This is a genomic window from Microbacterium immunditiarum (assembly GCF_013409785.1).
Lineage (GTDB): Bacteria > Actinomycetota > Actinomycetes > Actinomycetales > Microbacteriaceae > Microbacterium > Microbacterium immunditiarum.
Genome location: NZ_JACCBV010000001.1, coordinates 2,191,180 through 2,212,153 on the forward strand (window position 1 = coordinate 2,191,180; position 20,974 = coordinate 2,212,153).

The following is a 20,974-nucleotide window of genomic DNA, read 5'->3' on the forward strand; positions in this document are numbered from 1 at the left end:
CGCAGAGGAACGGACGAGGATCACCGGGAGGCACGATGTCTCGCAACGTCAGGGAGCTGCGCTGCACCCCCGAGGACGTGTTCCGAGTGCTGGGCGACGGCTGGCTCTATCCCTCGTGGGTCGTCGGCGCGTCGCGGATGCGCGAGGTCGACGAGGCGTGGCCGCAGGCGGGATCCGAACTGCACCACTCGGTCGGGGTGTGGCCCGCGCTCATCAACGACAAGACGGTCGTCGAACAGTGCGAATCGCCCCGGCGGATGGTACTGCGCGCGCGGGGCTGGCCCGTCGGCGAGGCGCGCGTCACGATCGACATCAAGCCGCGTGGCGAGCGCTGCGTCGTTCGCATCCAGGAGGAGCCGATCGCGGGGCCCGGATTGCTCGTGCCCGCGCCGATCATGGATGTGCTGCTCCACTGGCGCAATGATGAGACTCTGCACCGTCTCGCATACCTCGCCGAGGGCATGGGTCAGCGCAGCTCGGAGCAGAGCACGGGCGAGCGCGAGATGCAGGACAGCGCAGAGAAGGGATCGACGACCGGGTGAGCATCGCGGCGCGCCGCGGATCGACGGAGTTCGACGCGGTCGTGGTGGGCGCGGGTCCGAACGGGCTCGCCGCGGCGGTGACCCTCGCGCGGGCGGGACTCCGCGTGCGCGTGTTCGAGGCCGCCGACCAGGCGGGCGGCGGAGCGTCGACGCGCGAGCTCACGCTGCCGGGCTTCCGGCACGACGTGTGCTCGGCGGTGCATCCGATGGCATTCGAATCGCGGTTCTTCCGAGAGTTCGGCCTGCGCGGGCGGATCGAGTTCGCGATCCCGGAGGTCTCGTTCGCGCACCCGCTCGACGGCGGGCGCGCGGGCATCGCGTACCGCGATCTCGAGCGCACCGCCGAAGGGCTCGGCGTCGACGGCCGCGCCTACGCCGGGCTGCTCGGGCCGCTCGTCGAGCGCTCGACGCGAGTGGCGGACTTCACCGGATCGCCGCTCCTGCGGATTCCCCCCGACCCGGTCACTGCGGTCGCCTTCGGGCTGCGGGCACTCGAGCAGGGGACTCCCGTGTGGAACGCGCGCTTCCGTGAAGACCAGGCGCCCGCGATGCTCGTCGGCGTTGCGGCGCACACGATCCTCCATCTTCCGAGCCTCTCCGCCGCCGGTGCCGGTCTCGCGCTCACGACCTACGCGCATGCGAGCGGCTGGCCGATCCCGATCGGCGGAAGCCAGGCGATCGTCGACGCGATGGTCGACGACCTCCGCGCCCACGGCGGAGACGTCGTGCTGCAGCATCCGGTCTCATCCCTCGCAGAGCTGCCGAGCGCACACGCGACGCTGCTCGACGTCACGCCGCGCGCGCTCATCGGGCTCGCCGGCGACGCGATGCCCGCCGGCTATCGCCGCGCGCTCGAGCGCTTCCGGTACGGCGGGGGCGTCGCGAAGGTCGACTTCGCGCTGAGCGCGCCGGTGCCGTGGACGAACCCCGACGTGCGTCGCGCGGGGACCGTCCACACCGGCGGCACGCGCGCCGAGATCGCGGATGCCGAGAACGACGTCAACCGCGGGCGCCTGCCCGACCGGCCCTACGTGCTCGTGTCGCAGCCGTCGCTGTTCGACCCGGGCCGTGCGCCCGAGGGCAAGCACACGCTGTGGACATACACCCACGTGCCGGCCGGCAGCACGGCCGATCGCCAGGAGGAGGTCGTGCGGCAGATCGAGCGCTTCGCGCCAGGCTTCCGAGACACGATCATCGGCGTGAGCTCGCGCACCGCGGTCGACGTCGAGCGGCACAACCCGAACTATCCCGGCGGCGACATCGCCGCGGGCGCTCCCACGCTGTGGCAGATGGTGCGGCGACCGGTGCTCAGCACCGACCCCTGGCGCACGCCCATTCCCGGGGTCTACCTGGCGTCGGCATCCGCTGTTCCCGGTCCGGGCGTGCACGGACTGCCGGGCTGGTTCGCGGCGCGCAGCGCGCTGCGGCACGAATTCGGCACGCGTGCTCTCCCCGACCTCTCGCCGCGGACGACAGGAGGATCGTCATGACCACGCCGGATCCCGTGGTGGTCATCACGGGCGCATCGAGCGGCATCGGGCGCGCGACCGCGCAGGAGTACGCGCGGCGCGGTGCGCGGCTCGTCCTCGCGTCGCGAAACGAGGACTCGCTCGAGACGGTCGCCGACGAGTGTCGCGCGCTCGGCGCCGAGGTGCGGGTCATCCCGGCCGACGTCTCGCAGCAGCCCGACATGCATGCGCTCGCGGTCGGCGCCGTGGCCGAGTTCGGGCGCATCGACGTGTGGGTGGGCAACGCGGGCGTCTTCGCGTACGGCTCGTTCGAGCAGCTGTCGGAGGCCGTGTTCCGGCAGGTCATCGAGACGAACCTCATGGGGCAGGTGCACGGGGCTCGTGCGGTGCTGCCGTTCTTCCGGATGCAGGGTTCCGGCACGCTCGTGCTCGTCGGGTCGCTCTACTCGCGGGTCAGCTCGCCGATGGTGTCGCCGTACGTCGCGAGCAAGTTCGGGGCGCTCGGGTTCGCGGAGTCGCTCCGGGCGGAGCTGCGGGGGAGCGGCATCCGCCTTCGGGTCGTCCTACCCGCGACGATCGACACGCCGATCTACCAGAACGCCGCCAACGTGACGGGTCGGCACGTGCATCCGCTGCCGCCCGCGAGCTCGCCCAAGCGCGTCGCGCGCGCGATCGTGCGTGCGCCGGGCAGACGTCGTCCGGTCGTGTTCGTGGGGCGCGTACAGACGTGGACGCTCCTGCCGCACCGGGTGTCGCCGGGGCTCTACGACGCGGCGACTGCCCTCGCGAAGGACAAGATCGAGCTGCGCGAGCCGGGTGCCGAGATGACCGTCGGAACCGTCTTCGAGCCGCCGCCGACCGCGGGTGGTGTCAACGGCGGCTGGCGGTCGGTCGGCGCCCGGATGGGACTGGTGGCAGGTGTGACGGCGATCGTCGCCGGGCTCGTAGCGCTCGGCCGGCTCGCGTCGCGCACAGGTCAGCGGTAGCCCTCCATCTGGGTGCGCTCGTCGGCGACCCGCACGCCGTAGCGGTAGGCGAGCTTGCCACCCAGCCAGCCCGAGACGACGAGCGCCGCGAGGGCGATGATGCCGAGGATCAACCCGACGATGCTCACCTCGTCGTCATCCGAGGTGAGCCGCACGATGAGGCTGATGAGGAAGACGACCACTACGCCGAGGTTGAGCGACATGTGGATCGTTGCCGTCCGCCGCGCTGCGCTTCCGCTCGGGAGTTGGAGGTAGTCGAGGAACCCCCAGATCGCCGCGAGCACGGCGCCGATGAGTCCGATGAGGATGAGGATCCACGCGGCGGTCACATACGGAGTCGGGTCCTCGACGAAGAAGCCGATGATGTCGAAGATGAGGCTCGCGACCCAGACTCCGATCGGGATCGTCACCAGGATCGGGTGGAACGGGTGCCCGTAGGGACCCGCGAGCGGCGTGCGCGGCTGCTTGGCGCGCTGCAGCGGCGTGTTCTGCGGAGTGGACTGCGTCATGTCGTGCCCTCCTTGTCGGTCTGGGGGCCAGTCGACCACTCCCATGTCATGGCGCACAGGGTATTGACAGGGAGAAGGGAAGCGGTCTGGCGAGCGGGAATGGCGCGGGTGGCGCATCCGTTGTATCCTGTGATGCTCGGATGCCACGGCATCGAGCTCTGACAACTCCACAGCGTGACAGCGGCCCCTCCGCAAGGAGACACCCTGACTTCAGGGGCACGGGGATGATCGGTTTCGACATCGCCTGCGAATCTGCGAGAAGCGGGCCGAGGATGCAGGGTTATCTCGTGAACGCCCCCTGCAAACCAATAACTGCCGAAAAGAAGCAGTCTGACTTCGCCCTCGCTGCCTGAGCAGCGAGCCCGAGTCCGTCAGTCCGTGACTGATCCCGTCACGGTTCCTGGCGTCATCTAGGGATCTTGCTGTGTGACCACGCCTGAGGGTCACGCGGGACTCTTATCAGGCTGGGCTTGTCGACTTAGGTGTCTGTGACAAAGGTCGGAGCCGAGTAGAACGCCTTCACAGACTGCGCCCGGAGAAGCCGCAGGCTTTCAGCGATGGACGGGGGTTCGATTCCCCCCATCTCCACGAACCGCTGTCACAGGAGTTTCGGGCCCGAGGTTCGCGTATTGCGCGGATCTCGGGTCCGTTTCGTATGTATGGCGGATGCCGCGAACCGGCGGCTGTCTGCGGCATGTGCTTCCCCGGTCTTTCAGCGAGCGAAGCGAGACGACACGCGCCCGGTCGTTGAGCGCTGCGGAATCTGCTTGGGATCCCTGAACGGGGCAGCGCACGTTGACGGGCGGGCGGTCTGCGTACGGCGACGGCACAGGACAGGCACAGTCCGCCCTCGACACTCACCGTGATGTCGCCGCGTCATCGGTGCGTTCGGCGCCCCAGCGTGCGAGCGTGTCGATGGTCTCGCGCAAGGCCAGCCCCCGCGGGGTCAGCGCATACGCGCGCGTGTTGTGCCGAAGGGGGAGCCGACGCAGGATGCCGGCCGTCTCCAACTCGCGTAGGCGGGTGGCAAGCACGTTCGTTCCCATTCCGAGATCGCGCTGGAGATCGCCGTAGCGCTGCGGACCGTCGAGAAGGCGCTCCACGATGAGCAGAGCCCACCGTGCTCCGACAACTTCGAGGGCCGCGGCGAGGTCGCTCACGCGCTCTGATCAGAGTCCGGCTTCATCCAGAACGGCGAGTAGTGGTACCCATCAGGGTCGTCGAACTGGCGCTGATACATGAAGGGGTAGTCGTCGATATCGCCGATCCGACCGCCCGCCGCACCAGCGCGCTCGACGAGCTCATCGACCGCCTCACGGCTGGCGAGGTCGAACGAGACGGTCACCTTCGAGGGGGTGTCGGGCCCGCCGATGAGTTCATCGACCCCACCGACGCGCGCGTACATCTCACGACTGCCGAGCATGACGTACTGCTCGGGCGCAATCGCGAAGCACGACACGTTGTGATCCGACATCTCGGCGTTCAGCGTCCATCCGAGGGCAGTGTAAAAAGCGGTCGCGCGTTCCACGCTCTCGACCGGGCACGTGATGAAGAGACTCATGCAGCCGACACTTTCAAAATGAAAGTGGTTCGTCAAGTCCCGTCGGTGGATACAGAGCCCGAACGCCCTTCGGGACGATCCCCATACGGGCGACGTGCGCAAGCGGAGCCTGTGGCGAGCAACGCAACGGTTCTTCGAGATGGCGACGATCACCTGACTATGGCAGCTTGATTCAGGACCGGGATGACGGCTTGATTCAGGACCACCCTTCGCCTTCTCGGTGTGTTGTGACTGTTTGATTCGGGACCACCTCTGACGGTGGTTCCGCGCCTCGATGATGTGGCGCGGAATCGGGGTGGTCAGATGGGAAGTCGTGTGGACCTGTTCGTGTCGGCGACGGTTGAGAACCAGGCCAAAACGACGGGCGAAAACTAGGCCACCGATTCGTCGTTTCGTCAGTCTGCCGGATCTTGCGTCTTGATGCTGGGGAGGCTGTCGATGCCTCGTCCGCGGAGCCGGTAACTGGCGCCCTTCAGCGTGAGCACGTCGGCGTGGTGGACGATCCGGTCGATCATCGCGGCGGCGACGGCTTGGTCTCCGAAGACGCCGCCCCAGCCAGAGAACGGCAGGTTGCTGGTGAGGATCAATGAGGCGTGTTCGTAGCGGGATGAGACGAGCTGGAAGAAGAGGTTTGCGGCGTCTTGCTCGAACGGGAGGTAGCCGACTTCGTCGACGATGATCAGCCCGTAGCGTCGTAGCCGGGCGAGTTCCTGCGGGAGCCGGCCCTGCCGGTGAGCGTCGGTGAGACGGGTGACCCAGTCCGTCGCGGTCGCGAACAACACCCGGTGCCCGTGCCTCGCGGCAACGATCCCGAGAGCGGTCGCGAGATGAGTCTTGCCGGTTCCGGGCGGGCCGAGCAGGACGACGTTCTGCGCCTCGAGGAGGAACCCTCCGGAGGCGAGTCCGGCGATCTGCTGACGGGCTGCCGGCTGAGCGTCCCAGTCGAAGTCCTCGAGAGTCTTCCGGGCGGGGAACCCGGCGGCTTTGATCCGCAGCTCCGCGCCAGACGCGTTCCGCGCTGAGACTTCGCGTTCGAGGACGGCGGCGAGGTAGTCCTCGAACGACCAGCCCGCGTCCCGTGCTTGGGTGGCCATCCGGCCGGCCGCTTCAGTGATCCTCGGTGCTTTCAGCGCTCCGGCGAGATAGGTGATCTGCTTGACGGCGTCGGTCTGCTTGGCGGCCATCAGGCGACTCCCTCGATCCCGAAGGCGCGGTCGTAGTCAGCGAGATCCCTGGTGAGGTCGTCTCCGACGACGGCAGGGCGGGGCTGCTGGAACTGCTGCCGCAACCGTCGCGCCGTCTCGACATGAGCCGGGTCCGTGACGATGCTTCCGCGCGCCCAGACCCGGGCGTGGTCGGCGACGACGCGCCCATCCATCCTGACTCGGACGCGGTCCAGGTCTGCGGTCACGTCAACGATGCGGCCGATCGCTTGCGGGTCGACGGAGTAGTCGGACGCATCGAGGCGGACGTAATAGTCCCGGCCGAGCCTGACCCGTTCCCGCCAGCCCAGCTGCAACGGGATCGGCGGCAACGGCAGCATCCTCGAGCGGTCGTGCTCGATCAGATCGACCGGACGTGCCTTGATGGTCCGCACGACCCTGCCGTTCGCGTTCTCCAGCCAGTCGGCGAGCTGGGCGTTGAAGTCCGCCGGTGAGGCGAAGGCCCGGCCGGGCATGAACGAGGTCTCGAACCAGCCGTTGCGCCGCTCGACGATCCCCTTCGACTCCGGGTCGAAGGGGCGCAGCTGCACGACCTTCGCCGCGAGGGTCCCCGCGAATGCGGCGACGCCTTGCGCGAGCCGCCCCTTCTGACCGATGCCGGGCTCGTTGTCCCAGATCAGCCGTCGCGGCACCGCCCCTAGTTGCTGGATCAGCTCCCACGACCCGAGCAGCAGATCCTCCGTCTTGCGCGTCGGGATCATCCTCGCGGTCACGAACCTCGAATGCGCCGCGACGATCACCAACACCGGCAGCAGCACCGCCGTGCCGTCCTCGAGCGGGATCTTCCGGGGCGGGAACCACAGGTCGCACTGCGCCGCATCACCCGCTGCCCAACTGAGCCGATCAGCGGGATCGACCGGGCGGTGCTCCGGCCGCAGCCGACGCACGTTCTCCCGGAACCAGGTGATCGACCCCGACCACTCAAGCCGCTCCGCGATCACCGTCGCCGGCATCGACGGATGCTCCGCCAGCAACGCTCTGACTCTCGCCTCGAACGGCGAGAACGACGTCGGCTGCAGCGGCCGCTGATACCTCGGCGGCCGGTCAGACCGCACCGCCGCCGCGACCGTGTCCCGCGCGATACCGAGATCTCGAGCAACCTGACGCTGCGGAACACCGTCCGCGACAAGCCGCCTGATCAACGCCCAATCTTCCAAGGAGATCACCCACCCAATCTGGTCCGGGTGGCCTAGTTTTCAAGCGTCGTTTTGGCCGGGTTCTGGAGCGTCGTCGACAGTTCGCCCGCATCCGGCGTGATGCTCGTGTGGAAGGCCTTGGCATCCGGGCCCTGGCCCGCAAGCACCAGGTCGGCCGCGACACCGTGCGCACCGCCCTCTCTCGGGCGGATCCGCCACCGCGGAAGACTCCGGTGCGCTCGTCGCCAGGTGACGTCCCGCTGGTTGGTGGAATTTCTCGACACCGTGCGGGTCAGCTGTTTCTGATTATGCCGCGCTGAGTTCGGGGATGCTCACCTCCTCTGTCTCGGCGAGGAGCAGCGCCATGGAGTGCTCGGAGAAGTAGCGGCGGTCGGCGCCGTCCCATTCATCGTGCTGCTCGATCAGGACGTGCCCGGCCAGGCGCAACAGTGCCGCTGGGTTGGGGAACGTGCCGACGACATCGGTGCGGCGTTTGATCTCCTTGTTCACCCGCTCGAGCGGGTTCGTGGACCAGATCTGACGCCAGTGCTGGAACGGGAACTGGCAGAACGCGAGCAGGTCATCCTTGGCTTCCTCGAGCATGTCGGCGACCTTCGGGTGCGACCGGGTCAGCATCCGGGTGACTTCGTGGAACTGGGTGAACACGTGCTCGGTGTCGGGTTGGGCGAAGATGGTGCGGATGATCGACGCGACCATCGGGCCGGCGGCCTTCGGGACTGCGGTGAGCACGTTCCTCATGAAGTGGACCCGGCATCGTTGCCAGCTCGCGCCGGCGAACACGGTGTCGACAGCGGCGATCAGCCCGGTGTGGGCGTCGGAGATCACCAGCTTCACCCCGCCCAGCCCGCGCGCCTTCAACGACCGCAGGAACGTGGTCCAGAACGGCTGCGACTCGGTCTCGCCGACCTCGAAGCCGAGCACTTCCCTGCGCCCGTCAGCGGCGACACCGACGGCGACGACCACCGCCTGGGAGACGACCCGTCGGCCGACTCTGGCTTTGCAGTAGGTCGCGTCGAGGAACACATACGGGTAGGTGGTGTCCGCCAGCGGCCTGTCTCGGAACGCGGCGACGTCCTCGTCGAGGTTCGCGCAGATCCGCGATACCTCGGACTTCGAGATCCCGGTGTCCATGCCCAGCGCTTTCACCAGGTCGTCGACCTTGCGGGTCGAGACGCCATGCACGTACGCCTCCATCACGACCGCGAACAGCGCCTGATCAATCCTCCGGCGTCGTTCCAGCAGCGACGGGAAGAAGCTGCCGGTGCGCAGCTTCGGGATCCGCAACTCCAGATCCCCAGCCGTCGTGCTCACGGTCTTCGGGCGGGTCCCGTTCCGCTGCGCCACACGCTCGCTGGTGCGTTCGTAGGGGGCGGCGCCGATGAACGCGGCCGCTTCCGCGTCAATCAGCTCCTGGTAGAGCGTTTCGGTCGCGACCCGGATCCGGTCGCTGACATTGGTGAGTTTCAGTTCCCCGAGGAGCTCGAGGAGGGCAGACTGGTCTAGTGACTCGCCCCGGCATGTCCGGAGACATGATTCCTTGGAAGGATCTGTCTCATGGGACGTCCCAGCAAGTATTCGCGCGAGCTTCGTGAGCGCGCCGTCCGTATGGTCGCCGAGGTGCGGCCCGACTATCCGAGCGAGTACGCCGCGATGATCGCGGTCGCGCAGATGCTCGGCATCGGGTCGCCGGAGACGATCCGCACCTGGATCCGCCGGAACCAGATCGACGCCGGCGACCGGCCCGGTGTCACGACCGAAGCGGCGGAGGAGATCAAGCGGCTCAAGCGCGAGAACGCCGAGCTGCGTCGCGCGAACGAGATCTTGAAGGCGGCTTCGGCTTTCTTCGCGGCCGAGCTCGACCGGCCACAGAAGCGATAGTCGCGTTCATCGAGGAGCACAAGGACCGCCGTGATGGTGGTCTGCGGTGGGGTGTCGAGTCGATCTGCGACGTGCTCACCCAGCACGGCGTGAAGATCGCCCCATCGACCTACTACGACGCGAGAGACCGTGGCCCCTCGGCGCGGGAGGTGTCGGACGAGCGGTGGAAGCCGATCATCCTCGCGACGTGGCAGAAGCAGCGGAAGGTGCTCGGCGCCCGCAAGCTCTGGCTGAGGTTGCGGCGCGATGGGCATGACATCGCCCGTTGCACCGTCGAGCGGCTCATGCGAGACCTGGGCATCGCTGGCGTTACTCGTGGACGCCGCAAGCGACCCGTCGATCGCGAACTGCGTGAGACCAGGCCCGCGGACCTCGTCGATCGGCACTTCGCCCGGCTCCGCACGAACCAGCTCTGGGTCGCCGACTTCACCTACGTCTGGACGTGGTCCGGATGGGTGTACGTCGCGTTCGTGTTCGACGCGCACTCCCGCCGCATCCTCGGCTGGCGCGCCGCCACCTCGATGACTACCCCGCTCGTTCTCGACTGCCTCGACATGGCGCTGTGGACCCGCCGACGCGAAGGCGTCGCCGGGTTCGCCGGGCTCACGCACCACACCGACGCGGGCAGCGTCTACACGTCAATCGCCTTCACCGACCGTCTCATCGATGAAGGCATCGACGCGTCGGTCGGGTCTGTCGGCGACGCGTACGACAACTCGCTCGCGGAGTCGCAGATCGGGCTCTACAAGTCCGAGCTCATCCACCACGAGGGCCCATGGCGGGACGTCGATCAAGTCGAGGCGGCGACCGCGTCCTGGGTGCTGTGGTTCAACACCGAACGCACCCACGGCTCGATCGACGACCTCACACCGCTCGAGGTCGAGCAGCTCGACTACGCTCGCATCGAACCGGTCGAGAGAGCCGGCTGACACCAGCAAACAACTCTCCGGACATGCCGGGGCGAGTCATAGAGCCATCGTGCGTTGTGTCTTCCTGTGAGTGACTTTGATCGGTACTCACTGACCATCGCACGATGGCTCACCAACGTCTACGACGCCGATGACCCTGCCGGAAACTCCACCACCACCGGGGACGTCACCTCGTCGCCAAAGCTGGATCCGTTCAAGACCGCAATCGACGAGATGCTGCGGCAGGACCTCGACGCCCCACGGAAGCAACGCCACACGGCGACCCGGATCCTGGTCCGCCTCGCGGACGAGAACGGCGCGACCGATCTGTCGTACTCCACGGTGCGGGACTATGTCCGGATCCGCCGTGCCCAGATCGATATTGAGGCGGGCCGCAGGGTCGAGGTGTTCGTGCCCCAGGAGCACGCGCCGGGTGAGGAGGCGGAGGTCGATTTCGGTGAAGTGTGGGTGATCCTGGCCGGGGTGAAGACGAAGTGCCACCTGTTCACGTTCCGGCTCTCCCATTCGGGCAAGTCGGTGCATCGGGTGTACTCGACGCAGTCGCAGGAAGCGTTCCTGGAAGGCCACTTCGACGCGTTCGAGGAACTCGGCGGGATCCCGACAAGGCACATCCGCTACGACAACCTCACGTCGGCTGTGCAGAAGGTCCTGTACGGCAGCGGCCGGAACCGGGTAGAGAACGACCGGTGGGTGCTGTTCCGCTCCCATTACGGGTTCGACGCGTTCTACTGCCAGCCCGGCATCGACGGCGCCCACGAGAAAGGCGGCGTCGAAGGCGAAGTCGGAAGGTTCCGCCGCACCTGGCTCTCCCCGATGCCCGAAGTCGACACCCTCGCCGAACTGAACGCGCGGATCCGCGACTACGACACCCGCGACCACAACCGCCGCATCGGCACGCGGCTCCGCACAGTCGGGCAGGACTTCACCGACGAACAATCCCGGCTGGCGCCGTTGCCGTTTGAGCGGTTCGACCCCGGGCTGGTGCTGCACCCCAGGGTGGATCGGTCGGCGCTGATCACGGTGCGGATGGCGAAGTACTCCGTCCCCGCCCGCCTGATCGGCCGGCAAGTGCGGGTGTCGCTACGCGCATCCGAGGTCGTGGTGTTCGACGGGCACGACCAGGTCGCCCGGCACGAACGGGTCGTCGCCCGTGCCGGCGAGTCAATCGACCTCGACCACTACCTCGAGGTGCTCCGCCACAAGCCCGGCGCCCTGCCCGGATCGACCGCGTTGGCCCGCGCCCGCGCAGCCGGGGTGTTCACGCCGGCGCATGAGGCGTTCTGGCAGGCCGCCCGCAAAGTCGACGGCGACACCGCCGGCACCCGAGCGCTTATTGACGTGCTCCTGCTGCACCGCAGCATGCGACCCGACGATGTCGTGGCCGGGATCCGGGCGGCGCTGACCGTCGGCGCGGTATCCGCCGACGTCGTCGCCGTCGAAGCCCGCCTGCACGCTGGTGGGTCCGGATCGAACCGTCAGCCCGTTGAAGCGCACGGACATGAGCAGCGAGTTATCAGCCTCACCCAACGCCGGCTCGCGGACCCAGCCGCGGTGATCGCAGGCCTGCCACCCGACCGGCGACCGCTGCCGTCGTTGGCACAGTACGACCGGCTCCTCACTCGCCGCGCTGCGGCCGGGTCGGGGGCCCAGGAACGAGAGGGGACCACGGGGCAATGAGTACTCCGACGAAGGTGACCACTAGTCTGCGCCGGCAGCGTGGGATGACCGAGGAAGCCGCAGCGACCGCGGTCGATCAAGCCTGCCGCCGGCTGCGGTTGCCGACCATTCGGGCGGTCATGGATGAGGCGGTGAAGATCGCCGAACGCGAGCAGCTCACGTACAAGGGGTTCCTGGCCGAACTGCTGCTGGCCGAGTGCGACGACCGCGACCGTCGCTCCGTGATCCGCCGGGTCGCCGCGGCAGGGTTCCCAAGGCAGAAGTGGCTCGGGGACTTCGACTTCGACGCGAACCCGAACATCAACCCCGCCACCATCCACACCCTCGCCACCGGGGACTGGATCCGCCGCGGCGACCCGCTCTGCCTGATCGGCGACTCCGGCACCGGCAAATCCCACCTGCTCATCGGGCTCGGCACCGCGGCCGCCGAACGCGGCTACCGGGTCAAGTTCACGCTTGCGACCAGGCTCGTCAACGAACTCGTCGAAGCCGCCGACGAGAAACAACTCGCCCGCACCATCGCCCGCTACGGCCGCGTCGACCTGCTCTGCATCGACGAACTCGGCTACATGGAACTCGACCGCCGCGGCGCCGAACTCCTCTTCCAAGTCCTCACCGAACGCGAAGAGAAAGCCTCCGTCGCGATCGCCTCCAACGAGTCCTTCTCCGGGTGGACCAAGACGTTCACCGACCCTCGCCTATGTGCCGCGATCGTTGACCGGCTCACTTTCAACGGCACGATCATCGAAACCGGCACTTCTAGCTACCGGCTCAACCACGCGCGATACGAGCAGTCGTACTAACCGCCGGACTGGTCGGACGGGGATGAGACGAAGGACTCACGCCCGGGGGTACACTCCGGCTGCTTCCCCTGGCGGATTGCGAACTCTCGTGGCCGATAACGACGCCGCAACTCTTGGCCGCCCCACCCCTGGATCGGGGGTAGCGTGCTTGGAAGCGATCCCAAGGAGATGGCCATGCGGACCCACACGCGAGCGATGCTGATCCTCGCAGTCGCCACCTCCCTAGCAGGCATGCTGACCGCGTGTGCTCAGCCGATCTACATTGCCTCTGATGAGGGGTACCCGGCAGGTCACGAGCCATCAGATCCGCTTGATGAGTCGTTCAAGGCACTCTGGGACAAAGACGGCAACCTACTCGTCGTCACTCTCGGCAGCTCCTCCTGCCCAAACGAGCCGAAGAGCATCGAGCTTGAGAGCCCGACGTCGATCGTGGTCCAAATCGAGCGGGCCGGCGGACCACTCTGCACGGCGGATATTGCCGTGAAGACCTACACAATTCCCGTCCCCAAGGGGCTTGCCCCAGGCGAGGAGATCACGGTCGATCTCGGTACGGGAACCCCTCAAACCCTACCCCCCGTTCGGGGGTAACCTCTGACGCGGCGAGTGATGATCCTGATCTACTCTCCGTAGTTTCCGACTCAACGGGAACTCGTGCAGAGTAGGGGGATTGGTGGACACGAAACTGAGGAACAGACTTGGCGTAGGACTGTTGGGAGCATTGCTGCTGCCCGCCCTGTCGCTTTCACCATCAGGAGCCGCACTTGCGGAAGACGAGGCCCGGCCGGGCCTCGTCCCGTACGAGGGCAAGGTCATCGAGGACCAGTCCGTAGTGCAGCCCGCGGAACCGGGGGGAATGCCTGCCTCCACCGAAGACGGACTCTGGGACATATGCAGGTCGGAAACCCAGATCTTCCCGTGAATACCTACGAGTGGGATCGCGACAGTCAGACGCTGCTCATCTACTCCACGATGCCAGAGTCGAAGTGGGCGCCCTTGCTCAAGGAGCATCTGCCGGAGCAGGCCGTCAAGATCATCCCAGCCGTTCACTCGAAGACCGATATCGATGCCGCGCTCCGCGCGATGGGTGAGGACGGGGGCGTACTTGCAAACGGTGGCCGCATCGTCACCGCAGTGCCCGCGAAAGACGGCTCCACGATCGCGGTCGGTGTCGAACCCGCCGTCGGCGCTCGGATGGACACCAACGCAATCGCGAAAGAACTTGATGTCGGGATCCCGGTCACCGTCGACGTCGCCGCGGACGTTCAGCCAGCGACCCGCAACATCGGCTACTACGTGAACTTCTTCTCTGGTGCGTACATGCAGTCTGCCACCACGGGACCAAACGGCCGCTCGTGCAGCACTGGCTTCCGCATCGGCAGGTTCTCCGACAACGCAGCCGGCATGCTCTCGGCCGAACACTGCGGTCGCGACTACATCGGGAAGACCTGGTACTACAGCAGCACCTCGAACTCGAGCTCGAACATCGGCAACTTCCAAGGGATGATGTCGGTCTCCTCGGTCGCAGCTACTGACACCGGACTCTGGACCGGGGGGAACGTCGCCGTCATGTACCCGGCGGTGTTCACCGGCAACCACACTGACGGCGGGACACTCGAACAGATCCGGGGCGCGAACATCGCTGTCGTCGGCAACCATGTCTGCTACAGCGGCTCCCGCTCCGGAAACGCATGTTCCAACGAAGTAACGGCGACAGGCACGCTCGTCTGCTACTCCATCACTCAGTGCTATTACGGCACGACGTGGACCAGCCAGACGAGTTCCATCGAAGCCGCCGGCAACGGCGACAGTGGTGGACCGGTTTACCGCCGTGTGGACGGGAAGGTCTACGCTTCCGGCATTATCAGCGGCATCGTTGGCGGCTCCCAGACCTGCACCGGTGACCCGGGGTCATCAACGCGGTCGTGTAGCCCCGTCGCCTTGTATGCGCCGGTCGACGTGGCGCTTGGAAGCTCGACTGGCTGGGGCCTTGCCTACGTTCCGTAGGAACTAGGATCGCGGGAGTCGCGCTGAGGTGATCCACTAGACCTCAGCGCGACTCCCGTCCCACGTGGCAAGTACCCGAAGCGTAAGGGGTGACCACCTTGGTGGTCCTGAATCGGACCGTCATCCCGGTCCCGAATCAAGTTGACATAGCCAATCACCAGCAGCTCGTCAGCGACACTTGGACGTCGCTAGTGGACTGGTGAGACTGCAACCTGAAAGTCCCGATTCATCGCCATGGACAGCAGGCCGGTGTAGTTGGCCCCGAAGGGCACGCGCTGGAGGTACTTGAGCAAGGACCGACGTCGGATCGAGATCGATCCACTTTCGTCCAGCAAACGGCACTTCGCGACCGCATGAACGGCATCGATCTCGTCGGCAAAAGCGATAGCGGTCGCGAGGTTGATCGAGGGGAAAGTGAACTGAACGGTCTCCCGCCAGTGCTGAACGCCCACCTCGTCGCTCGGCATTTTGTTTAGGTACCGCACGGAAGATCCGTGATGGTCGATAATCACGCCGAGCGGATCCGTCTCGCTCCCGAGCTTCATGGCCGACTTCCGCGGCTGAACCGCGAGCCCGTGCTTTGTCGCGTTGTAAACGTTCGGCTCATTGACCAGAAGTTCCGCCGCACGGCGAACAAGGAACTGAAGCACCTCAGCATCTTCAGCCCACATGTCCTCAGTGACCTCGGAAGGCGGGGCGGACATCCCGCGGAACACTCGACGTAACGAGTCCACGTCGGGTGGGTTGGTGAGCAAACTCGCTGTCTTCTGTTTGAACTTGGCGTAGCTGGTCAGCGAGGACAGCCGCAGCGGGGGACAGGAGTTGCCGTCGACGTGGGCGAAGAAGAGGCGGATTAGCGCTTCAGCCGCCAGGTACATGATCGATATCGACTCGACCACCGCGAACTCATCTGTCTCGTCCTCGTCCGGCGTAGCGTCGAACTGAGCGCCAAGATTCCAGGCTTGGACGCCATCGGAGACTGCCTGATGTGCGGGTGCGCGCGAATCTCCGAAGGTGATCAGAAGGGTGATGCGAGTGCGGAGATACTGGGAAGGCGAGTGCGCGTAGAAGTCGCGATTCAGTTCCTCGCCTAGGGATAGCTCTTCAGGCGCCGGGGTCGGTGCGAAGGTTTCGTGCGCGTCCACGCGTCGAGCGTACCGACGGCCTCCGACGTCACGCTTGACTGAAGCGGGACGGTGCCACCTGACAGCGCCGTAGTTTGTGACTGCTGCGCACGGCAACGAACCGGATTGATGTCGGTGGACCTGAGTAGTCTCAAACCTAATCGCCATGAGAAAGCGGACTCAATGCTCAGGAACTTCCTGTACCTCGACGAGAAGCAGCTCGGTCAGTACATCAGCCAAGTCGAGGACGGATTGCGCCGGGCGAGCAATCGCTCCTCGTCGACGGACCGCCAGAAGAAGGCTGCGCTGGACGCCAAGATCGCGAACTTGGGTGTCGGCAGGTCGAAGGCTGAAGCAGAATCGCTCGACTACGAAGATGATGGGCCGGCGCGCTTCGAGCGCCTTATCGCCCTAGTTGAGGGCGACGGAGACCAGTTTGGCTGGTTCGACCTCGAAGCAAACCCGTCGCTTCGTGCGACGCTGCGTACCGGACACCTAGTGGAGTTCGCTGCAGAGGTGTACCCAGCGGATGTGTCACAACTCTCCGACTCGAAGGGGATTCTCTCAATGTTGCCCCTCATGCGGGCCATTGGTCAGCTGACTGGGAAGCCTACGGGGCTGGAGAAGTTCGACGACGGCACATTCAATGCGATGGCCGAGTTCGGCGCGGCTATGGACGGCGCTGGCATCATCCTCGGAGACCTTCCCGATGACTCACGATTCGCAGCGCAGGTGCCTAGTGGTGTCACGGTAGACGGAGTAGCCCGGGTGGTGGGCAAGGTTGTCACCACGTGGCCGGCAGGCCAGTGGAAGCCGCTGCCGGGTATCCCCATCTACTCGCAGCTTCCACGCGAAGCGAGGCGCGAACTCGAACGTAAAGGACCGCCTAAAGGATCCGAAATGATGTGGCTAGAAGGGCCAGCGATGCAACTGAGCTTGCTCGCCATCTACCAATGAGGACGTACTCACGACTCCTCTGCGGCTCAACACCGCGCAGGGCCAACCCCGCGAGATAGTTGAGCGATGCCGGAGCGCGCGCCAGGTCGCCCTCCGCAAGCGCGGGCGCCGGTCGGCTGCCGATACGGTGCTGGGATGGTTCCCGCTCCCTCCGCGCGGCTCCGATTCCGCGAGATGACATCGGCCGACCTCGACGATATGGCCGCCCTGCTCGGCGACCCCCGGGTGATGTTGTACCCGGCGACGAAGAGTCGCGACGACGGGGCGCGATGGATTGCACGGAACGAAGACAACTACGCCACCCACGGCTTCGATCTTTGGATCATGGAGACGCATTCGGGCCAGTTCGTGGGTGACTGCGGACTGACCGGGCAAGACGTCGACGGCGTCCCGATGCTCGAAGTGGGCTACCACGTGCGCACCGTGCTCCAAGGGCAGGGCTGCGCAACGGAGGCGGCAGCGGCGTGCCGGGACTTCGCTCGTACTGAGATCGACGCGCCCGAGCTCGTGGCGATCATCCATCCCGACAACACCGCCTCTGAGAATGTCGCACAGAAGATCGGGATGACTCGACGCGAGGACGACCACGGCGGACTCATCGCCGCCCGTACGGTGCTCGGCATGACACTCTGAATGCGTACGCGAGCCGGTCCTTCAGCGGACGCTCGCGTCGATCGGAAACCTCGAAGGGCCGCTACGACTCCCAGCTCGTCAGGGATGCGTTTGAGTACGCAGTGGCCCATTTGGATGGTCTGGGTCTTTTGGATACTCGCCCAGGCGAATTCCATCGGTCGTGGGACTTTACAGAGGTCGTCGAGCATGACGCCTTCGCCGTGGCTCTGCGGAACATGGGCAAGCGCGGTCCGTCGAGGACGTCACTGGGCTACGCGAACATTTGGCGCAGCACGTCGAGGTCGCCAGCGTCGAGCGCCTGCGCGATGACGTCAGCCTCGGCCGGGTCGGGATACAGCGCGCGTAGCTCGTTCGTGAAGATGTCACGCATCCGGTCGACATCGCCCGCCCAGGCAGCGGCGCTCATCGCTTCGACCGCGAGCTGGTAGGGAATCTGCTGGTAGCCGCCCTCCGCGCTCCGCGGGTTGAAGTACTCCACCCACGGGATCGAACTATCAGGAGCAAGCAGCAGTACCTCGCCGGGCTGGATCGTGCGCGTGTGATTGAGGGTCGCGATAGTCAGCGCGTTTGCGATGCAGAACCGGTCACCGATCGCATACAGCGCATCACCGGGCTGGACCGTGTACGTCTTTACGTTGCCTTCAGCGTCGAGGCCCGCCGTCCCCCGTGCAAGCTCGTTCACTCCCCGGTCGATCAGGTCGCCGTTGATGCTGGCGCGCCCGCCCCCCACGTGAAGCCAGCGCGGCTCCTCGCACCCCGCTGGGCTGTTCTCTGGGATCGCCGTGCCGTTGCCGACATACACGTACCCATCGCCCAACTCGCCCAGCATCTTCTTCTCGATCGCGGCGTCATCGTCAGCCACTGAAACCGCCTCGGGCGACTCTTCAGTCGGGGCGGAGTTTGCCCATGACGAGACCACGCCAGCCACCGAAGTGACAGCAGGGGCAGCGAGGATGACGAGGCCGCCAACGACGAGTACGCCGGCTCCAAGGGTGATCTTGCCGGCGAGGCTCATGTCGACACTATATTGGGGCTGGCAGTCCGGGTGCCAGCACTGAGGAGCCGCAGGTCAGCCGTAGAACCTCACACGTACGCGTCCCGCGTTGGGCCGAACAAGCCGAAGCCTAGCTAGTCCCCGTACGGAGGACGGTCCCTCAGTGCATCGTCTCGTGGTCGACGCCGGTGACCGCCTGGGCATTGTGAATCGCTGCTTGCCAACCCCACACTTTGCTGACCACTCCCACGCCGTGGTCCCCGTAGAAGGTCGATACGTCACTCGACGACGGCGCAATGTTGTCCACGACTTCCAACTTGCCGCGGGTGAAGATCTCGATGCGAGTGAGCGCGCGCGCAACCGGTTCGAGGCCTCCGACCGCTGCCGCGGTCGGGGGATCGGAGCCCACCCACGGGAGCGGCCCGACAACAAGCTCCGTGCGCGCGCGGGGTTTCAACTCCAAGACCTGGAGGCACGTCCATTTCCCATCGGCAGCCGGCACCGCGATCAGGTCTCCGATCGACAGCTCAGTCGCGCTTTGCGGCGAGAAGGGGAACTCGTCTCTTCGCATCTCGCAATCGTGGCAGACCACTCGCGAACCCTGGTACGGAAGGCGGTCGCTGTACGCGCAACTATCAAGCGCCCTCACGCATTGCGCGCCTCTGTCCGCGCGTTGGAACGGAATTGCTGATGCGATGATTCCCCACTATGCAAGGATGGCGCTCAAATCGGGGCCGACAGGAATGGGTCAGATGAGATCAACGCGGACGACGATGATGTCTTCTTCGCTTCTCGGTCTGGTGGCGCTCCTGGCTGGCTGCTCATCAAGCGGGGCGACGTACTCCGTCCTCGACGGGCAGGCTGGGCCGGATGATGAGCTCCCCTCGGTGGTCGTGGAGGGAAGCGACGAAATCGCCTTCGACACGGCGCGATACGTGGGCGAGCATGACGATACGAGGTTGTGGCTCGCGCGAGCTGAGCGCCCCGACACGGTCTGTCTCATCGTGTACCCGAACGATCGAGAATGGGTCGTCGGCTGCGGCGCCGAAGGTGGCGCGATCGGCGTGGGCGGCCCGTCCGGAGACTTCGTGGTCACTCCCGACGGCGCACCAGCCCCGGACGACTCACTGAAGGTAGCCGACAACGTCTTCGTGGCCACGAACTGAGGCTACTTCGGCCTGAGTCGCCACGGCGCGTGCAGGTCGGTCAGCGGGCGCTCGCCCGCGACGGCGACTATCACTGCTAGCGGCGCCGAAAGTCTACGGCTGGGAGCTCTCGGCGCCGAGACTCACATGCTCGCGCAGTGCCGACAAAGCGGCCATCCGTTGGTGCCGGGGCGGCGGTTGTACGCCGGGATCTGCTGGCCGCTCGGACAGTCGTTGTGGTTGTGATGGACGTCGGGGTCGGACTGATTGATCGAGTGATAGGTCGGGACTCGCATGCTGGAACTCCTTCTCATCGGCAGTTTCGGGGCTGCGCCAGAGACGGTACCGCCAGCCTCCGACACTTGCGGAAATAAGCGAGTTGCGCCCGCAGCGCGGTCGTCCGTCGGGCGCCGAAAGCCGAGGGTGGCGGCGCCAGTTCGGCGGCGCCGCGGCGCCGGCGTCTTCCCCAGGCAGCTAGGGCGTGTCTGACAATTGCTTGGCCCACGCGATTGCGGCGTGGATGAGGACCGCGGCGCGGTAGACGATGGCGTGTTTGTCGTAGCGGGTCGCGAGGCCACGCCACTGCTTGACGTCGCAGAACCGGCGTTCGATCACGTTGCGGTTCTTGTAGTCGGAGGCATCGAGCCCGACGGGCCTACCGCCGCGCGATCCGCGCCGCTTACGGTGCCCTTCTGGTCGTGGGGCTCGGGGATGACGGCTTTGATTCCGCGGGCGCGGAGGTGCCCGCGGATCGCGCGCGACGAGTATGCCTTGTCACCGCGAACCGCGTCCGGTCTCGTGCGTGGCCGACCCACATCGCGACCGACGCGCAGGTGCGCCAGCATGGGGAGGAACATGGGTGAGTCGCCGGCCTGCCCCGGCGTGATCAGCGTCACCAGCGGCAGCCCGTTCCCGTCGACGAGCTGGTGAATCTTCGTCGAGAGCCCGCCGCGGGAGCGGCCGATGCCGTGGTCAGGCGGCTCTTCGAGCAGAGTCGTGCAATTCGATCCAGCCCCCTGTGGTGCGGGTCGTGTTCGTCGCGTGCTGGTGCGCCCTGGCGATCGTGGAGTCCACTGACAGCGACCAGTCCACGATCCCGACGGCGTCCGCGGTGGCGGTGAGCTTCGCGAGCACTTTGTCCCAGGTGCCGTCCGTCGCCATCCGGTGATGGCAGGTCCACACCGTCCGCCACCGACCGAAGGACTCGGGCAGATCCCGCCACGCGATTCCGCACCGGTACCGGTAGATGATGGCCTCGAGCATCGTCCGCGCGTCCGAGAACGGGCGTCCCTTCCGACCCGTCGGACGCGGAAGCATCCCCTCGATCAACGACCACTGGGCATCCGACAGCAACTGAAATCGCGACACCGTCTCAGACTCTCA

The 20,974-nt window shown here is 66.2% G+C and carries 20 protein-coding genes, 1 other RNA gene and 1 pseudogene; 12 read left to right on the forward strand and 10 right to left on the reverse strand.

The genetic code is table 11. The features are described from left to right. The first annotated feature begins 35 nt into the window (after positions 1 to 35). From BJ991_RS10115 to BJ991_RS10125, 3 genes are read left to right on the forward strand one after another with little or no spacing between them, the layout of a single operon-like run. Positions 36 to 542: an SRPBCC family protein gene (locus tag BJ991_RS10115; RefSeq protein ID WP_179489678.1), complete on the forward strand. Its 507-nt coding sequence runs from the start codon at positions 36 to 38 to the stop codon at positions 540 to 542. After that, a complete protein-coding gene (locus BJ991_RS10120) occupies positions 539 to 2,032 on the forward strand; it encodes a phytoene desaturase family protein (RefSeq protein ID WP_343048709.1) in 1,494 nt (497 codons plus the stop codon). Before BJ991_RS10115 ends, BJ991_RS10120 begins: the two co-directional genes overlap by 4 nt. Further along, complete coding sequence (locus BJ991_RS10125; RefSeq protein WP_179489680.1) at positions 2,029 to 2,997, forward strand: SDR family NAD(P)-dependent oxidoreductase; 969 nt, start codon at positions 2,029 to 2,031, stop codon at positions 2,995 to 2,997. Before BJ991_RS10120 ends, BJ991_RS10125 begins: the two co-directional genes overlap by 4 nt. Here BJ991_RS10125 and BJ991_RS10130 read toward each other — a convergent pair. After that, positions 2,988 to 3,506 (reverse strand): DUF2231 domain-containing protein, encoded by a 519-nt coding sequence (locus BJ991_RS10130; RefSeq protein ID WP_179489682.1) that lies wholly within the window; start codon positions 3,504 to 3,506, stop codon positions 2,988 to 2,990. The two genes, BJ991_RS10125 and BJ991_RS10130, sit on opposite strands and share 10 nt — an antisense overlap. A gap of 220 nt (positions 3,507 to 3,726) precedes the next feature. On the opposite strand from BJ991_RS10130, the gene ssrA reads away from it, so the two are divergent. Beyond that, positions 3,727 to 4,097, forward strand: a transfer-messenger RNA (tmRNA) gene (gene ssrA / locus BJ991_RS10135). A gap of 266 nt (positions 4,098 to 4,363) precedes the next feature. On the opposite strand, the gene BJ991_RS10140 is transcribed toward ssrA, so the two are convergent. The 5 genes from BJ991_RS10140 to BJ991_RS10160 form a co-directional block, all read right to left on the reverse strand. Beyond that, positions 4,364 to 4,666 carry a winged helix-turn-helix transcriptional regulator gene (locus tag BJ991_RS10140; RefSeq protein ID WP_179489683.1) on the reverse strand — a complete coding sequence of 101 codons (303 nt, stop codon included), beginning with the start codon at positions 4,664 to 4,666 and terminating at the stop codon, positions 4,364 to 4,366. Beyond that, complete coding sequence (locus tag BJ991_RS10145) at positions 4,663 to 5,067, reverse strand: VOC family protein (protein WP_179489684.1); 405 nt, start codon at positions 5,065 to 5,067, stop codon at positions 4,663 to 4,665. Before BJ991_RS10145 ends, BJ991_RS10140 begins: the two co-directional genes overlap by 4 nt. Before the next feature lie 395 nt (positions 5,068 to 5,462). Continuing rightward, positions 5,463 to 6,251, reverse strand: coding sequence for an IS21-like element helper ATPase IstB (gene istB, locus BJ991_RS10150; protein WP_179487034.1), 789 nt, complete (start codon positions 6,249 to 6,251; stop codon positions 5,463 to 5,465). Beyond that, positions 6,251 to 7,456, reverse strand: a complete 1,206-nt coding sequence (gene istA, locus BJ991_RS10155) for an IS21 family transposase (protein WP_179489685.1) — start codon at positions 7,454 to 7,456, stop codon at positions 6,251 to 6,253. Before istA (BJ991_RS10155) ends, istB (BJ991_RS10150) begins: the two co-directional genes overlap by 1 nt. A gap of 276 nt (positions 7,457 to 7,732) precedes the next feature. Next, positions 7,733 to 8,914 (reverse strand): IS256 family transposase, encoded by a 1,182-nt coding sequence (locus BJ991_RS10160; protein ID WP_179492696.1) that lies wholly within the window; start codon positions 8,912 to 8,914, stop codon positions 7,733 to 7,735. A gap of 87 nt (positions 8,915 to 9,001) precedes the next feature. On the opposite strand from BJ991_RS10160, the gene BJ991_RS10165 reads away from it, so the two are divergent. The 5 genes from BJ991_RS10165 to BJ991_RS10185 all read left to right on the forward strand — a co-directional run bounded on the left by BJ991_RS10165 (position 9,002) and on the right by BJ991_RS10185 (position 14,738). Beyond that, a protein-coding gene (locus BJ991_RS10165) for an IS3 family transposase (RefSeq protein ID WP_179488225.1) occupies positions 9,002 to 10,254 on the forward strand; the annotation gives its coding sequence in 2 pieces (ribosomal slippage) (positions 9,002 to 9,284 and positions 9,284 to 10,254; 1,254 coding nt in all). 66 nt (positions 10,255 to 10,320) lie between these two features. Further along, positions 10,321 to 11,931, forward strand: coding sequence for an IS21 family transposase (istA, locus tag BJ991_RS10170; RefSeq protein WP_343048710.1), 1,611 nt, complete (start codon positions 10,321 to 10,323; stop codon positions 11,929 to 11,931). Next, positions 11,928 to 12,734, forward strand: coding sequence for an IS21-like element helper ATPase IstB (gene istB, locus BJ991_RS10175; RefSeq protein ID WP_179489686.1), 807 nt, complete (start codon positions 11,928 to 11,930; stop codon positions 12,732 to 12,734). The genes istA (BJ991_RS10170) and istB (BJ991_RS10175) overlap by 4 nt, the downstream gene beginning before the upstream one ends. A 174-nt stretch (positions 12,735 to 12,908) precedes the next feature. After that, positions 12,909 to 13,322 (forward strand): hypothetical protein, encoded by a 414-nt coding sequence (locus tag BJ991_RS10180; protein WP_179489687.1) that lies wholly within the window; start codon positions 12,909 to 12,911, stop codon positions 13,320 to 13,322. Positions 13,323 to 13,622: 300 nt separating this feature from the next. After that, the gene (locus BJ991_RS10185; protein WP_179489688.1) at positions 13,623 to 14,738 is read left to right on the forward strand and encodes a chymotrypsin family serine protease; all 1,116 of its coding nucleotides are present in this window, start codon (positions 13,623 to 13,625) and stop codon (positions 14,736 to 14,738) included. A 188-nt stretch (positions 14,739 to 14,926) separates the two neighbouring features. On the opposite strand, the gene BJ991_RS10190 is transcribed toward BJ991_RS10185, so the two are convergent. After that, complete coding sequence (locus BJ991_RS10190) at positions 14,927 to 15,883, reverse strand: hypothetical protein (protein ID WP_179489689.1); 957 nt, start codon at positions 15,881 to 15,883, stop codon at positions 14,927 to 14,929. A gap of 162 nt (positions 15,884 to 16,045) precedes the next feature. Between BJ991_RS10190 and BJ991_RS10195 the strand changes: the two genes are divergently transcribed. Beyond that, positions 16,046 to 16,819 (forward strand): DUF6414 family protein, encoded by a 774-nt coding sequence (locus BJ991_RS10195; RefSeq protein ID WP_179489690.1) that lies wholly within the window; start codon positions 16,046 to 16,048, stop codon positions 16,817 to 16,819. A gap of 135 nt (positions 16,820 to 16,954) precedes the next feature. Further along, a complete protein-coding gene (locus BJ991_RS10200) occupies positions 16,955 to 17,452 on the forward strand; it encodes a GNAT family N-acetyltransferase (RefSeq protein ID WP_179492700.1) in 498 nt (165 codons plus the stop codon). A gap of 250 nt (positions 17,453 to 17,702) precedes the next feature. Here the strand turns inward: BJ991_RS10200 and BJ991_RS10205 are convergent, their stop codons facing one another. Together BJ991_RS10205 and BJ991_RS10210 are read right to left on the reverse strand one after the other, a co-directional pair. Continuing rightward, complete coding sequence (locus BJ991_RS10205) at positions 17,703 to 18,467, reverse strand: LysM peptidoglycan-binding domain-containing protein (protein ID WP_179489691.1); 765 nt, start codon at positions 18,465 to 18,467, stop codon at positions 17,703 to 17,705. Positions 18,468 to 18,606: 139 nt separating this feature from the next. Continuing rightward, entirely contained in the window at positions 18,607 to 19,017 is a 411-nt protein-coding gene (locus tag BJ991_RS10210) for a hypothetical protein (RefSeq protein ID WP_179489692.1), read from the reverse strand. Positions 19,018 to 19,162: 145 nt separating this feature from the next. Between BJ991_RS10210 and BJ991_RS10215 the strand changes: the two genes are divergently transcribed. Beyond that, complete coding sequence (locus BJ991_RS10215; protein ID WP_179489694.1) at positions 19,163 to 19,612, forward strand: hypothetical protein; 450 nt, start codon at positions 19,163 to 19,165, stop codon at positions 19,610 to 19,612. A 453-nt stretch (positions 19,613 to 20,065) separates the two neighbouring features. Here the strand turns inward: BJ991_RS10215 and BJ991_RS10220 are convergent. Further along, positions 20,066 to 20,959, reverse strand: a pseudogene (locus BJ991_RS10220) (IS5 family transposase). Between the last annotated feature and the right edge of the window lie 15 nt (positions 20,960 to 20,974).